The 15,390-nt window shown below is 43.3% G+C and carries 14 protein-coding genes; 10 read left to right on the forward strand and 4 right to left on the reverse strand.

Going from position 1 to position 15,390, the window contains the following annotated elements; genetic code table 11:
* Window positions 1–156: 156 nt before the first annotated feature.
* The 4 genes from GVO63_RS02425 (at window position 157) to GVO63_RS02440 (ending at window position 4,050) form a co-directional block, all read left to right on the forward strand.
* A complete protein-coding gene (locus tag GVO63_RS02425; RefSeq protein ID WP_159494226.1) occupies window positions 157–531 on the forward strand; it encodes a DUF3192 domain-containing protein in 375 nt (124 codons plus the stop codon).
* An 11-nt stretch (window positions 532–542) separates the two neighbouring features.
* A complete protein-coding gene (locus tag GVO63_RS02430; protein WP_159577992.1) occupies window positions 543–2,153 on the forward strand; it encodes a histidine kinase in 1,611 nt (536 codons plus the stop codon).
* A 244-nt stretch (window positions 2,154–2,397) separates the two neighbouring features.
* Complete coding sequence (locus GVO63_RS02435) at window positions 2,398–3,405, forward strand: isocitrate dehydrogenase (RefSeq protein ID WP_159494228.1); 1,008 nt, start codon at window positions 2,398–2,400, stop codon at window positions 3,403–3,405.
* Window positions 3,406–3,735: 330 nt separating this feature from the next.
* On the forward strand, window positions 3,736–4,050 hold the full coding sequence (locus GVO63_RS02440; RefSeq protein WP_159577993.1) for a ComEA family DNA-binding protein: 315 nt from the start codon (window positions 3,736–3,738) through the stop codon (window positions 4,048–4,050).
* 103 nt (window positions 4,051–4,153) lie between these two features.
* Here the strand turns inward: GVO63_RS02440 and galU are convergent, their stop codons facing one another.
* The 4 genes from galU to wecA form a co-directional block, all read right to left on the reverse strand.
* Window positions 4,154–5,047 carry a UTP--glucose-1-phosphate uridylyltransferase GalU gene (gene galU, locus GVO63_RS02445; RefSeq protein WP_159494229.1) on the reverse strand — a complete coding sequence of 298 codons (894 nt, stop codon included), beginning with the start codon at window positions 5,045–5,047 and terminating at the stop codon, window positions 4,154–4,156.
* Window positions 5,048–5,358: 311 nt separating this feature from the next.
* Entirely contained in the window at window positions 5,359–6,240 is an 882-nt protein-coding gene (locus GVO63_RS02450) for a glycosyltransferase family 2 protein (RefSeq protein WP_159577994.1), read from the reverse strand.
* Window positions 6,237–7,124: a glycosyltransferase gene (locus GVO63_RS02455; protein WP_159577995.1), complete on the reverse strand. Its 888-nt coding sequence runs from the start codon at window positions 7,122–7,124 to the stop codon at window positions 6,237–6,239. The genes GVO63_RS02450 and GVO63_RS02455 overlap by 4 nt, the downstream gene beginning before the upstream one ends.
* 111 nt (window positions 7,125–7,235) lie before the next feature.
* A complete protein-coding gene (gene wecA, locus GVO63_RS02460; protein ID WP_159494232.1) occupies window positions 7,236–8,297 on the reverse strand; it encodes a UDP-N-acetylglucosamine--undecaprenyl-phosphate N-acetylglucosaminephosphotransferase in 1,062 nt (353 codons plus the stop codon).
* A gap of 484 nt (window positions 8,298–8,781) precedes the next feature.
* Between wecA and GVO63_RS02465 the strand changes: the two genes are divergently transcribed.
* From GVO63_RS02465 to GVO63_RS02490, 6 genes are all read left to right on the forward strand, one after another.
* A complete protein-coding gene (locus tag GVO63_RS02465) occupies window positions 8,782–9,180 on the forward strand; it encodes a hypothetical protein (RefSeq protein WP_159577996.1) in 399 nt (132 codons plus the stop codon).
* A gap of 31 nt (window positions 9,181–9,211) precedes the next feature.
* A complete protein-coding gene (locus tag GVO63_RS02470) occupies window positions 9,212–11,014 on the forward strand; it encodes a polysaccharide biosynthesis/export family protein (RefSeq protein WP_308469287.1) in 1,803 nt (600 codons plus the stop codon).
* A gap of 2 nt (window positions 11,015–11,016) precedes the next feature.
* Window positions 11,017–11,796 carry an ABC transporter permease gene (locus GVO63_RS02475; protein ID WP_159494235.1) on the forward strand — a complete coding sequence of 260 codons (780 nt, stop codon included), beginning with the start codon at window positions 11,017–11,019 and terminating at the stop codon, window positions 11,794–11,796.
* Window positions 11,793–12,467, forward strand: a complete 675-nt coding sequence (locus tag GVO63_RS02480; protein ID WP_159494236.1) for an ABC transporter ATP-binding protein — start codon at window positions 11,793–11,795, stop codon at window positions 12,465–12,467. Before GVO63_RS02475 ends, GVO63_RS02480 begins: the two co-directional genes overlap by 4 nt.
* Window positions 12,468–12,479: 12 nt before the next feature.
* The gene (locus tag GVO63_RS02485; RefSeq protein WP_159577997.1) at window positions 12,480–13,598 is read left to right on the forward strand and encodes a capsule biosynthesis protein; all 1,119 of its coding nucleotides are present in this window, start codon (window positions 12,480–12,482) and stop codon (window positions 13,596–13,598) included.
* 216 nt (window positions 13,599–13,814) lie between these two features.
* Window positions 13,815–15,335: a peptide MFS transporter gene (locus GVO63_RS02490; RefSeq protein WP_159494238.1), complete on the forward strand. Its 1,521-nt coding sequence runs from the start codon at window positions 13,815–13,817 to the stop codon at window positions 15,333–15,335.
* The last annotated feature ends 55 nt before the right edge of the window (window positions 15,336–15,390 follow it).

Below are 15,390 nucleotides of genomic sequence, written 5' to 3' on the forward strand. Positions count from 1 at the left end.
TGGCAAAAAAAGTGATTAAGTTAATTGTATGAAGCACTTCAAACCTCTTTGCATCAAGGTTTGTCCGTCTTTGTGCCAAATAAAAGGTCGATAAGTTCTAGATTGCATTCCTATCTGTGGGTTAATTCTAGAACAAAGGATTGAGAAGTAACGGTCATGAATACCAAGGTTATTCGTCTAATTTTAGCTGGCGTCGCACTTTATGCGGTGTTTGTTTTTATGGTTATCGCTTTCTACCCTGATAAGCCAGAAAACATGGATTGGAAGGATCGTGAAGAATACAACCGGGTTCAAATTACTAAACTAAAATTAGGAAGTACTCGAGAAGAAGTTCTCGCACTATTGGGTTCTCCAGATATAACAGAGGCCAAACGTCAGGGTTCAACTGCCATTCAGGTCATGTTCTTCCGAACGCAGCATGTACGTGCTGATGGCTTGACCACCCAAGATGAATGTACACCATTGCTGTTTGAAAATGACAAGTTAATTGCCTGGGGCGAAGGAGCCTATTCCAGTTACCAAAAAAGTTAAAAGGATGGGGAGTGACCAATATCATTTCCATGCTTAAGCGGCTTGCAAATCAAGGCCATGCTACGCTTAGTGTTGAAGAGCGAATTAACCATTGGTTGAAAGGCGCAAAACGAATTCTTGCTTTGGTTAACGAAAATCCGGCCATTGCCGCTGCTGTTCTTCATTTAGAAAACGACCTTCCCAAGGACACACAACAACTTTTACTCGTCGCATTATTTGGAAAGCTGTGCCGTTTTAATGACCATTATCTCCAGCATATTATTGCGTCAATGCTCGCAACTATGTGGTTATGTGATAATGGGAAAGAGAATAAAAACATCGCCGAGGTTGTTCGATTTTTACGACAGCACAATCTCATTATTTGGTTGGACACCCTTCGATTACAGAAAGCGTTCCAATCTGAAAAACGAATAAACTACATTGCAGATAGCAGGCTTAATATTGCCCAGCGTCTCTGCTTGCTTGCCGGTGCATTTGCCTATAAGCCGAGTAAAACGGAATACCATACGCTTTTTGCAATGCTTGCTCCTCGATTTCCTGTTCATCACAGGCATTATCTCTCGCCTCTTTTATCCTTATTTGAACGGCCTTTACCGGGGTCAAAAGTGTACGCAAACGGAATTCCGGGCGCGATGATTGATATACAGCAGAGCCATGGTTTTGTGTTTTCACTAAGCAGCGAAGATGTTGATGGCAAATGGATCCCGTTCTCATCTATTAATCGTCCTGTCAAATTATCGATTCCATTTAACCATTTTATTGCGCTTTACTCCGACACCGCTAAGGCGAGGTTGAGTCAGGGAGGCAATGCTTTTTTGCCTTCAACCTTCGCAATACAACATCCGCCCAAAGCATTGCTAGGAATTATAGATTCCTTACAAAAGACTGAGGTAGATATCCCCTCGCTGTGCGATAAAATTGAGCAAGTGCCCACTTTCAATCAGTTTTTAATCTATACCGCTAGTCAGGACAATCGGCTACAACTTCCTGTAAAAAGTATAAAACAGGCGGTGTTGACGTACGGCATTGAGCGTGTTGGCGATATGCTCATGCAATTCGCCTTGTTAGAAAGGTTGACGCAAAATCAATTTCCGCTCTTGGATATGTGTAAACAAATCACGCTACTTGCATGCTCATTTGCCAGCCACTTTGCCCAAGTAGTGAATTCAAAATTTTCACCTCAGTCAGCAGCCTTGAGCATGACGTTTGTTTGCTCGCCACTTTTTACTTTGCCGGGCTTTAAAGTGGCTCATTCACTTCCGGTCGATAGAACAAAAAGCGTAACGGTTAACAGCGCATTCAAAGTAAAATCAAACATCCCTTGGCTTGCAATCGCGTCTGAACTCGCGGGAAGCTGGCATCAGAGCTCAACGTGGCGAGCTATCATACATCAGTGCAATAAGCCAACTAGCGATGTGCCTAAATCATTGCAAAAAGAACAAGCAATTATTCTGCTTGCATTTACCTTATCAAAAGCCTGCCTACTCACTCACGATTTCTACGCTTTACTAAAAAATATCGAAGTAAAATCAATATTGAATGTATTAAGTCTAGATGAAGACGAGGTATTAAGGGCGTTGGATGCTAACGCACACTTACTCTTTTGCCCTCTTTCTGTTTAGGCTGAAAATGTTCCAGCGCTTTGAGCAACGCGCTCAATGGTGAATGGTTTCAAATTTATCTTTACGAATGGCTATAACTTGTGCCGGCTATCGTATAAAATACAGCAACTTTTGCAGTGCTTAACCGTTTTTCCCTACAAATTCCATTATAATAAACGAGCAGGCAGAATTTGGCCTTTTAAGCGCCAAAAGACTAAACAAACCTAACGATTTTGACAACAGAATTACCAGAGGATCCCTCCACATGACTCAGCAACGTATTACAGTCATTCGCGGTGACGGCATAGGCCCGGACATTATCGATGCAACCACAAAAATTTTAGATAAGGTTGGCTGTGACTTTGCCTATGACTATGCCGACGCTGGTTTAGTCGCACTGGAAGAACATGGCGAGCTTCTTCCTCAAGAAACACTTGATTTAATCGCAAAGAACAAGGTTGCACTTAAAGGCCCACTCACTACACCTGTAGGTGAAGGCTTTACCTCTATCAATGTTAGCCTTCGTAAGCAGTTCAAACTTTATGCGAACCTTCGTCCAGTTATCTCTTTTAAAGGCACTAAAGCCCGCTACGAAGACATTGATATCATTACCGTTCGTGAAAATACACAAGGTATGTACTCAGGTCTTGGTCAAGTTGTATCGGAAGACGGTAACGAAGCTGAAGCAATGAGTAAGATCACCCGTGACGGCGCTGAAAAAATCGTAACGTTTGCTTATGAACTCGCTCGTCGTGAAGGCCGCAAAAAAGTAACAGCAGTACACAAAGCCAACATCCTTAAGTCAACGTCAGGTCTTTTCCTTAAAGTGGCACGTGAAGTTGGTGAACGTTATCCAGACATCGAATCGGCTGAGATGATTGTTGACAACTGCTGTATGCAGCTTGTTATGAATCCTCACCAATTCGACGTTATTGTCACTACCAATCTGTTCGGTGACATATTATCAGACCTTTGCGCTGGTCTTGTTGGTGGTCTTGGAATGGCACCAGGTGCGAATATCGGTGAAGACTGTGCAATTTTTGAGGCCGTTCATGGTTCTGCACCTGACATCGCGGGTAAAAACCTAGCGAACCCAACATCCGTTATTCTAGCTGCAGCACAAATGCTCGAGTACCTAAACATGGGTGACAAAGCTGAGAAGATTCGCACAGCATTGAGAGACGTTATTGAATCAGGTGATCGCACTACTCGCGACCTTGGTGGTGAAGCTGGGACTATCGAGTTCACGCAGGCACTTCTAGATCGTCTATAAGCTATTTTGCTTCAAATAACACGAGAAAAACGGGTTTATTGACCCGTTTTTTTTTGTTTTAACATTCGGTGCCTTTAAAACTGTACTAAAACTGGACTATCCCTTTCTTCATTCACATTTATTATCTCAATTGTACCTCTTCAGTGAACTGAGCCTTGTAATCTACCTGTCCCAAGGCAAGTAGAAATGCTGTACGAATACGCAAAGTTCAGCAATGTATAAACGTTACAAAGTCGGCGCGCTTAGGGTACACAAATCACATACCAAACAGCTAAAACACACTGTTATTCGCAGCCAAAGTGTTTATTGCAACGCATACAAGGAAAGATGATGAAAAAGTTAATTTCAGGTTTACTCGTACTATCGGCTCTCGCCATTCAAGCTCCGGCAGTTCAAGCTCAAGAAATGAGTGGAGAACGGCGTAGTGGCAACGAATCTGCAAGTTTTCAGCAACGTATTGATTTAAACTCGGCTACCGTTGATCAACTTTTAACGCTACCGGGCGTAGGACAATCGAAAGCGCAAGCGATAATCAAATATCGCGAAGAAGTAGGTCCATTTCTTGAGGTTGCTCAACTCACTCAAGTCAAAGGCATTGGCGAAAAGATGTTGAGTAAAATAAAGGACTATGTGCAGGTAAAATAGCGCCGCTCACGCGGGTTAACTGCCTGCGGGCTTAAAACAAAAAATGCGCCGTTAAGGCGCATTTTTCTTAAGAAGCTGTAGCTACTTCGAATTTCTTTCTCGCTTATTTCATAATAGATGCGAGGTATTCTTTAAATTCATCGCCTAGTGCGGGGTGACGCAGTGCATACTCAACGTTAGCTTTCATATAACCTAGTTTGCTTCCGCAGTCATGGCTCTTACCTTTCATGTAGTAAGCATCCACTTGTTCAAGCTTCATAAGTGCGTCAATGGCATCAGTTAGCTGTACTTCACCGCCAGCACCTGGAGGGGTGAACTCTAATAGATCCCAAATCTTCTCAGAGAGTACATATCTTCCTACAACCGCGAGATCAGACGGAGCTTCATCAAGCGGTGGTTTTTCTACCATCTTGTGGATCTTCGCAGACTGGCCCTGCGTTATTGCAGCGCCGTCAAGGTCTGCGATACCAAACTTAGAAATATCTTCTTCTGGTACTTGTTCTACCATTACCTGACTGACGCGGCTGGTATTAAACTTAGCAACCATGTCTGCAAGGTTATCCTTTTTCGGATTACTCGCTGCATCGTCAATAATAACGTCAGGCAAAACTACAGCAAAAGGCGCGTCACCAATTAACGGACGCGCGCAAAGCACTGCGTGCCCTAAACCATTCGCCACACCTTGACGAATATGCATAATCGTCACGTCTTTCGGACAAATTGACTGAACTTCTTCTAAAAGCTGACGTTTTACGCGTTTTTCCAATGTAGCTTCTAGTTCAAAAGAGGTATCAAAGTGGTTTTCAATACTGTTCTTACTTGCGTGTGTAACAAGAATAATTTCTTTAAGTCCTGCAGCAACACATTCACTCACTACATATTGAATTAACGGCTTATCCACCACTGGAAGCATTTCTTTAGGAATTGCTTTTGTTGCTGGAAGCATTCGCGTTCCGAGGCCCGCTACAGGGATTACCGCTTTTTTTACCTGACTCATAAGTTAATATCCTTTTTTAAAATCCTAATTTCGCGCTTAAGACGGCACTTCATCACTGTAGTGTCATCTCAAGCAAAAAACGTGTTTGCACTAATGCATTTGAATAATTCAATATAATGCAATCGATGTTCCAATTACCGTTTTAGAGCACTCATGTATTAAGAGTGGGCAAAAACGCTCTAATACTTGTGCCAAAGCACCATTATTGGGATAAATGATATCTAATGCACCAATTTAGTGAAAGCGTGCAAGAGATAAAATTGTACTTCAGCAGCAGAATTTGCCCAAATTGTTGCTTTTAACCAACGCTTCTACTGTTCACTACTGTCGCTTTTTTTTGCATGCAAGGCGCCAGTGCGATAAACAACGCCATCTTTAAGTCCTGAGCGCATGAAGCGCCCTCTATCTTTGCCTTGCTCAAAACAATACCGATTAACAAGATACCGAACGGGTATTGCACAAACATGACGAAGTTTCCAATAGAGAGGTACATAGGATCGACGCGCTAATATAAGTACATTGCGAAACTGATAGTAAAGTCGAACAGGTGCTCCTTGCTTAAAAGTAACACCACATACCCTTATTCGGTCGTCACCTTGTCGATGAGGCATACAGGCACTAAGAGATTGGTAGATTTTCATCCCCTTCGCTCTTGCTCGCCAGCACCATTCATGGTCCACACCATCGATAAAAAGTGCACTCTCTTTTTCCCCCACTCTTTTAAAAGCATGATGAGAAACAAGCATACCTGACGCTATTATTTGCTTAACTTCTTTCAGTGAATCAGAAACTTGCTTGCCTTTCTGCAATACGCCTTGTTCAACACAACCGGAAAACTGGCAATGAATAGAGGGGCCTATTGCTGCAATTGGACAGGATTTTTCGAGTTCCTGGAACTGTGCTAACAATTCTCGAGCAATGCTAGGAGAAAACAAGCTATCCTGATCGAGTAAAAAGGCATGCTCGACCCCGTTTTCAAAAAGGGCTTTCAGACCAACGTTTTGAGCCTGTGCGATTCCAATATTATCTGCAAAATGAAAGTACTTTACATGAGTACTAGCAAGGCCTTCCGTGCGCATGGAAGAGTTATCAACCAGCACTACATTCCACTCTGCCCCAGAGAAAGCATCGACGAGCCCAGTGATGTGTTCAACATCTGGGTTAAACAATACGATGACAACACCGGTGCTCAATGTTTACCAAACCTTTCTAATAAGTGCCTGTCTAGTTTGTAGGCCAGTTTGACCACTTTACCCGGCATCAGGCGCAATGACAGTACGCCGCAGGCATACAAAAAATTGTAGGGCGAAAACTGCCGAAGCTTGGTAATCGCGTACAAGCGGGCTTTAAACTCGTTGAGTGATTTACTTAAACCACGACGCTTATAAAAATTATTGACTCGCCTGAATTTGAGCAGTCTATCTTTTAAATTTCTGAATATGTAACCCTTTGACGCCAGCGTTATCCAAAGAAAATAGTCTTGAGTATTACGCAGCTCTCCATCATAGCGATGACCGTCTGTAAAGACGTTAAAGCGGATAACTACAGTAGGATGATTAAGCGAACAGCGACGCGGTAAAATGCGCACTATCTGTCTGTGGGAAGCGGGCATTACCCGTGCTCCTACTTTATCACCACTTTCATTAATTTCGGTAAGCGCTGACCCTAAAATAGCTATATTACTGTGTTTTTTAAGATAAGTAATTTGGCGTAGCAAGCGATGATCTTCGGAAATATCATCGGCATCCATTCTGACTAAGAAAGAAGGGTTAAACTGCATGGCAAAGTCGATAACAGAGTTCATGCTGCTCGCAAGACCAATATTGTGGCTATTTTGCGCAATAACGACTCGCTCGTCGCTCTCTGCCGCTTTACTTAGCGCATCGGTAATAAGTTGCGGAACGGGCCCATCCACAACGATGACAAACAAAAAATCGGTATACGTTTGCGTTAAAATGCTATCTACCGCTTCACTAATCCATTTTGCGTTATCAGCTTGATACACCGCCATGGCCACAATCGACTCAATGTGCTGTTTTTTATTTTTGTTATGCAGAATAGTGAATTGATTTATCAAGTATTTTTACCAGCGAAATATGTAACGAATAAAATAAAAGCGCCAGAAAATGCGCTTTTAATTGACAATATGTTACAGAGATTTTATCCAGACGGCTACGGTTTTACGTATCTAAGATTTTAGGCGCTTAACAAAACGAAGTACGCTCCAGATATGCTGGATAATAAGACTATAGATAACCAACAAACCTATAAAGCTCCAAAACATTATCGCTTCTGGTACTTGATAAACTTCACCGAGAATACCGATAAGGCAGTAACAGGCCCCTAAAAGTAAGATGGCGACCAGTGATTTTCTGCTGCTTAGCCCAGCGCGCATAAATATATTATGGAGATGTTGGCGGTCAGGTCTAAGCATAGATTGCCCCTTACGCGCCCGCCGATACATTATTGCAGCCATGTCCATCAGGGGTAGTCCCACCAACCATACAGCCGTTATGGGTCTAAACGCTGCCGTTTCTCCCTGAGTATGGTCCACGAGCAACCAAACAATTGTTAGTCCAACAAACATGCTCCCCGCATCGCCCATGAATATCTTATTCCCCCTGAAACCTTTCCAACTGAGGTTAAAAGCAAGGAATGGAACAATAGCGGCAACAATGATCAATGGCTCCATAATAGACGCGCCATTACCCGTAAAAATCAGAAAGCCAGAGACCGTAAGCAGAATGACTAAACTCATGCCCCCCGCTAGGCCATCAATGCCGTCTATCATGTTAAACGCGTTGATAACGCCAACGACACATACAATGGTGAAGAAGTAGCCACCAAGTCCGAGTAGTACGTCTCCCGTACCAAAAATATTACCTAATGATGTTATATAGTTTTGTGCACTCCAGGCCATGATAGCGGCGACGCCAAACTGACACATAAGACGGCCTTTTGCACTCAGATCAAAGCGGTCGTCTAACATACCGAGTAAAACAATAAACGCGGAAGCAGTGAAAAACAGTGGGTTATTTTTCATCCAAACATCGGTGGCAACGCTCGCAACCAACACGGCCATAAAGATCGCGACACCTCCAGTAAGGGGGACGATACCTGCATGACGTTTACGTGCGGAAGGTTGGTCGACTAAGCCGAATTGATGTGCCAATGGCGTCATCACCACTAAAAGAATGAGCGCAACAAAAAATGCAGTGAACAGTGGAACGAACTGCAAGTACGTTAGCATAAAAGACACGACCTCTCGTCACTGACCCAAAAAACATAGTTTGTTTTCCTACAGGTAAGTGCATTTAAAAACTTCATTAAAAACTTAAACCTTGCTTCCATTTTACGACAACTTCCATTTCTTCCAGTGCGACGAGGGCGTTTTTATTAGTATGTAGATTGGAACACCTGTAATGATATAAAACATTTGTTTGTGTAACCACCATAATCATAAAAAATAACCTTACAAATCCCTTTTTTTAAGATTCAAAATCCCAAGATGCATTGTGTGTGCCACGAAAACACATTTTGGCATCGATATTTGCTACCTTATCCAAATGTTCAGCTTCAACACCTCCTCGAGGGATTATGTTCTCACTTCTACTTTCCCTAACCAATAAGTGCGTTTCGATGCTGTAAACGATGCAGCATTTGAGACAGCAAACATGCTTTTTTTAAAACTTATGTTATTCTAGCGCGAAATTGCTATATGGATATGAAAGCTAATGTTCAAACAATTCACACGTTTTATTTTGCCGTTCGCAATAGTAGTGAGCGGTGCCGGGTGTACAAACACGCCCACGGTCACCAAAGCTGACATACCCTTGGTGCATTCTTCGCTCGCCTACTCACTGGCACCAGACAAAGAGCTTGCAATAAATATTCCAAAAGCCAATATATATTTTGATACAAAAGAATCGTTTTCAATACGCTTTGACGGGCGTGAATATACAGCGGTTAAACATTACGTTTCGGCAACAGGCAATAATTGTATTCGCTTTTCTTTACAGGAAGGTGAAACCAGCGCTTCTACCGCTCAGAAAAAAGTAACAACATGCCAACGCGATGGACAGTGGAGAGTCATTGCCCCGCTGGTTGCTTCTGCTAATGCGCAAGGTGAATAAGTTAATGAAGTTCATGGACATCAATACATTAATGAAAAGATTTTCTTTCGTCGCTTTTACTGCATGTATTTGCAGTCTATCGATAGGTAGTTCATTTGCACAAAGTGTAGAGCAATTACAGCAACTTAGAGAAAGAGCCCAGCAAACCCAAAATGGACCATCGGCACAATCAGTCTCGCCGCTAAGCATTTCGGCCCAAAGAACCCTACCCGGAGCGACCAGCGCATCTAATGCCATGGGCCAGTTTTCAACCCAACCAAGAAATGGCGTCACACTTCCGGGTGAACCAACGATTGATACCGTTTTTCCGGCACAAGCACCGATGGAAAACCCTCCGTTTGCTGCCAATTTGTTCATAGGTGGTTTCGAGTCTGAACGCAGTTCAGGGTTGAACGATAATTACCTGATCGCGCCTGGAGATAAAATTTCTATTTGGCTTTGGGGTGCCGTTAATTTTTCTGATGTGGTGACGGTTGATAATCAAGGAAATATATTCATTCCAAATATCGGCCCTGTCCGCATAGCTAACACGCCGGCGGGTAGCGTAAATCAGACCGTCACGGCAAAAATCAGACAAGTCTACACAAACGATGTCAATGTTTATGTAAACTTACTCACGTCAACACCTGTTTCTCTTTACGTTTCAGGACCTGTTTTAAGACCTGGTCAGTATGCAGGCCTTGCTTCAGACAGCGTATTGTATTATTTGAAGCGTGCCGGAGGCATTGATTTTCAGCGCGGTAGTTTTAGACAGATAGATATCGTAAGAAACGGAAAAGTTGTCGCTTCAGCGGACTTATATGCATTTTTCAGAAACGGAAAGTTACCTGAAATTTCGTTCAAAGATGGAGATACCATTTTAGTGCACCCTATTGGCAACACTATTGTTGTTGAAACTGGCGCACGCAATAGCTTCACTTTTGAGTTTTTAAATGAAGAACTCAACGGCGATGTAGTCAACTATTTCGCGCGTCCCGGAGAATTTGCCTCTCATGCCTCTGTTTCAGGTATTCGCAATAATAAGCAGTTCGCACGGTATTTAAGTGTTGAGGAATTCGCCTCACTTGAGCTAAGCGCTGGCGATACGGTGGAATACATTGCCGACCACGAGCCACAGATTTATCGCATTAATGTAGCGGGTGCCTTCGCTGGCGCCTCACAGATAATGGTTGATAAAGGGGCAAGACTGATAGACGTGCTCGATCATATTGAAGCTGACACCACCCTTTCAGACACGCAGAATATTTATATTTTGAGAGAAAGTGTGGCAATGAAGCAAAAAGAGATCATTGAAGAGGGGTTACGACGCCTTGAGCGAAGCATGTATACCGCTCCGATTAGTTCAACGGGAGAAGGCGCAATTCGTGCACAAGAAGCGCAGCTTGTTGCTGATTTTATTGCTCGTGCTCGCCAAGTTGAGCCTCAAGGCAGAGTCGTTGTTTCAGAAAATGGTGAGATTGCAAATATTCTCCTAGAGCCTAACGATACTATTGTCATTCCTGAAGTGACGGACCTTGTTCATGTGGGCGGTGAAGTGCTGCTTCCACAGTCTGTGGTATTCAATCCTGATGCAACAACAGAAGATTACGTCGCATGGGCCGGAGGCTTTACCGAGCGTGCTGAAGATGATCGTATCTTGATTGTTCGTAAAAACGGTAACGTTACCTTTACTAGCCTTAACGATTCGTTTCTATCTAGTAACGACAATAAGCTAGAGCCCGGTGATCAGATTATTGTACTACCAGCGATCGACACGAAGCTTCTACAAGCAGTTAAGGACATTACCCAGATTGTATTTCAAATTGCTGTTGCCACTAACGCAGCTACTAATTAAGCATGGTAACATTTAAAGACCAGCTTTACGCATGGAGAGGCGTGATTTTCGCGCTTTTCATGCGAGAGCTTCAAAGTAAATTTAACGATAAGTTTGGCTTGGGATGGGCATTTCTAGAGCCTTTTGCGTTTATATTTGCACTATCGTATTTACGAGGGCTGATAAGTGGTGATGACATTCATTCCATTCCCCTCTTTTTGTTTATGATGATTGGTATGGTGGGTCTTCAGTCTCTTACTACCTGCCTACAATCTGTCTCCACCTCTGTCCGCAGAAATAAGCCCCTATATGCGTTTAGGCAAGTACAACCTATTTCCGCAATACTTACAGCCGGCTTTCTTGAGTTTTCTGTAAAGGTTGTCGTCGTCGCTTTGCTAAGTCTCGCGTTGTATTTAATGGGCGAAACATTTACGGTAAATGACCCTCTATTGTTGATATTTTTGTTTCTTCTGTTGTGGGTATTTTCCATTTCTATCGGGATGATATTCGCCATCGCCGCGGCATTTGTGCCTGAAGTCGATAAAATCAAATCAATGCTCACTCGCCCATTAATGTTTATTTCGTGCGTATTTTTCAGCTTGCAAGATTTACCCGAAGAATACTGGCCTTACTTAACATGGAACCCCTTAGTCCACTTTAATGAACTCGCTCGTTACGCGTGTTTTGAATCTTATGGCACTAAAGGGGTATCGTTAAATTTTGTTATTGAAATAACGATCGTATTCCTATTCTTAAGCCTCTCGATGTACCACATCACCTGGAAGAAGGTGCTATCTCGATGATAAAAATAGAGAATTTAACCAAGAGCTACCCCAGCAAAATGGGGCCGCAATATATCTTCAAGAATTTGAATTTTGATTTTCCTACGGAAAACAACGTCGCGATTTTAGGTAAAAACGGTGCGGGTAAATCCACCCTTTTTAGGATGCTTGCAAAAAGTGAATACCCTGATAGAGGGCGTGTTTTAACTAACAAATCCATGTCTTGGCCTGTAGCACTTCAAACAGGGGTACATCCGCAGATGACCGGACGCGAAAATACGCGTTTTGTAGGAAGAATCAATAACGTCAAGTCACTCCCAGAATACGAAGAAAAAGTTCAAGAATTTGCTGAGTTAGGTAAACGTTTTGACCTTCCCGTGCGCACATATTCTTCAGGAATGCGCGCAAAATTGGTGTTTGCTTGCTGTATGAATATCAACTTTGATATCTATCTTATCGACGAAGCAACATCCGTGGGCGACCCGTTATTTAGAAAAAAGGCGCGTTTATCACTTAAAGAAAAAAGTGAGGAGGCGGGCGTGATCATGGTTAGCCATGAGCTTGACCAAATCCGGGAATTTTGTACATCTGCTGTCATCATTGACGACGGCAAACTCAAGTATTATCACGATCTCGAAGAAGGCATCGACGTTTACACGCAGGATGCAGACAATAAGAAATCACTTAAATAGGTTCAAATCACAGTGGAAAAATCTCTTACACAGCTCAATGCCCTTCTCAGCAAGCATAAAACAATTATCCTCGTTCTACCTTGGGTTTTGTATGCCTTGTATCTCGTTGTATGGGCGGCACCGCAATATGAAAGTAAAAGTCAGTTAATCGTTAAATCGAGCGATGGCGGCAGCAGCTTCGATCCATCATCGCTTCTTATGGCAGCAGGCGTTTCAGGGGGCTCAGGTGGTACTGAGAGTCAGTTAGTAGAAGCCTACATTCAATCAGCAGATATGATTAAGTATCTAGATGAAACCATAGGACTTCGCGATCACTACATGTCGGACAAAGCCGATTTATTCAGCGGCCTTTCATCGTCTCATAAACAGGAAGATTTTTATCAATTTTATCTCGATCATATCGAAGTAAGCGTGGACTCTGCGTCTACAGTTATTAGTTTGCGTACCAGAGCGTTCGATGCTGAGTACGCGAAAATAATAAACCAGGCTATCGTGGACAAAGCGGAAGAGTTCATCAATAACATCAACAATGACTTAGCGAAGTCGAAGCTTACCTTCGCAAAAGGTGAACACGAAATTGTTGAGCAAAAGCTTCAACAAGCAAAAACCGAAATTTTAAGCTTTCAATCTAAGTACAATGTTCTAGACCCTTCGGCTGAGGGGGCAGCTTTTCAGCAAATTGCGTTTTCTCTTCAGGCGACGCTTGCCCAAAAGAAGGCCGAGTTAAGCACAATGTCGACCATGATGTCAGATGCTGCTCCAGAAATTATCAATATTAAGCGAGACATTGCTGCACTTCAAAAAGAAGTTGAGAAACAAAAAGAGCGTATAAGCACTGCCGAAGGGGAAAGTGAAGCGTTATCTGTCAGCGAACTTATGGCGAGATATAGTAACCTTCAAGTCCAATTGCAATTGGCCATTCAAGCGTATTCTTCGTCGTTGATTACGCTTGAAAACGCCAGAGTTGAAGCCTATCAAAAACTTCAACATTTAGTGACAGTGGAATCGCCTACTCTTCCAGATGACAATGCCTATCCTACAGTGGTGTATAACCTTGTTTTATTCGGCGTCTCGCTGCTGCTTATCTACGGTATTGTGAGAATTATTGTTGCTACTATCCGCGAACTGTAGCGCCGCATATCGCAAGTTCATTACGAGTTCAATCGGCTAAGCAGTCTAAGACTTAGCCGATTGACACCGCTTTAATGAAGTTTATCGCCCAAATCTTGTGTCTTTAAGCAAGCTCTAGTATAAGAAGCTATCCGCATTACGGACGACTATCAAAGAGCCAAATCTATAAGTGCTCTACAATAACAACCATAAGCAATATGGAATTAAAATAAAATTATGAAACCATCTAACGATACTAGCTTTTTTGGCCATCCAGGGGGCCTGAGAACGCTATTCTTTACAGAAATGTGGGAGCGCATGAGTTATTACGGTATGCGCGCGCTACTTGTTCTTTTCATGACAGCAAGCTTACAAACTCAAGGTTTGGGTTTTACCGTTGCAACGGCTGGCGCTATCTACGGTCTTTACACGGGTGCGGTATACTTTTTAGGTCTACCCGGTGGCTGGTTAGCTGACCGTTTAATTGGCGGTAAGAAAGCCGTATGGTACGGCGGTATCATTATCTTTGCCGGTCACGTAGTACTTGCCATAGACTTACAGAATCTCTTTTTCGTCGGCCTTATACTGGTTGCTTCAGGTACTGGCTTACTTAAGCCCAATATCTCTGCCATGGTTGGTCAACAGTATGGTGATGACGACGGCCGCCGCGACAGCGGTTATGCTCTCTATTACATGGGCATTAACATCGGTTCTCTTATCGCCTATCTTGTTACTGGTTATTTGCAGGAAAACTGGGGCTGGCACTATGCGTTTGGCGCTGCAGCCATCGGTATGGCGATTGGTCTAATTCAATATTATTTTAGCAATCGTTCACTATCAGCTGAGTCTGTTGCACCCGCCAACCCTTATGAAGGTGCCGCTAAGCAGCGTGCATGGATGGGTGTATACGCCGTCATCGCACTCGCTGTCGTTGTGATCGTTCTCGCACACTTAGGCACCATTGTTATCGAACCCGTCGCGCTTGCTCAACAAGTTGCCGTGGTATTTACCGCCATCTTCTTCCTTTACTTTGGTTTTATCTATTTCAAAGGACACCTAAGCGATAACGAGAAGAAGCGCATGTGGGCACTGTTCTTAGTGTGTGTTGCATCAGCGTGCTTCTGGTCTGGTTTTGAGCAAGCAGGCTCTTCACTAAACCTATTCGCTCAAAACTACACCGACCGCGTACTAGAAAGTGGCTCGCTGCTTACGTCATGGTTTGGAATGGACGCAATCCCAACGGTATGGTTCCAGCTTTCAAACTCGCTATTTATCATCATCTTGTCACCGTTCTTTGCTGCACTTTGGATAAACCTTGCTAAGCGAATGATTGACCCGTCTTACACCATCAAGTGTGCCGTGGGTATCGTTATCATGGCATCGGGTTTCTTGGTAATGTTTATGGCGTCGCAATACGCCGCACAAGGCCTTAAAGTGGCACCTATGTGGCTCGTTACCACTTACTTCTTGCACACGGTTGGTGAGCTTTGCCTAAGCCCGGTTGCGTTAAGCGCAGTTAGCAAACTGTCGCCTAAGCGTTTTGCCGGACAAATGATGGGGGTATTTGTTCTTACCTACTCTATCGGTAACATTATTGCTGGCTTACTTTCAGGTAACTTCGACCCTGAAAACGTAGAGCAAATGCCTGATCTATACCTACAAATTGCTCTATTCAGTATTGCCATTGCTATTGTGATTGGCTTGATGAGTTTTAAATCTCGCTTCTGGGAAAAGGCAGGCATCGAAGAAAAGGCGTAATTTCTTGTCAGTATGTTTTAAGTGCTGACCAATTACCCTACAATAACCGCCGCAA

Source organism: Alteromonas sp. KUL106 (assembly GCF_009811415.1).
In the GTDB taxonomy this organism is placed as follows: domain Bacteria; phylum Pseudomonadota; class Gammaproteobacteria; order Enterobacterales; family Alteromonadaceae; genus Alteromonas.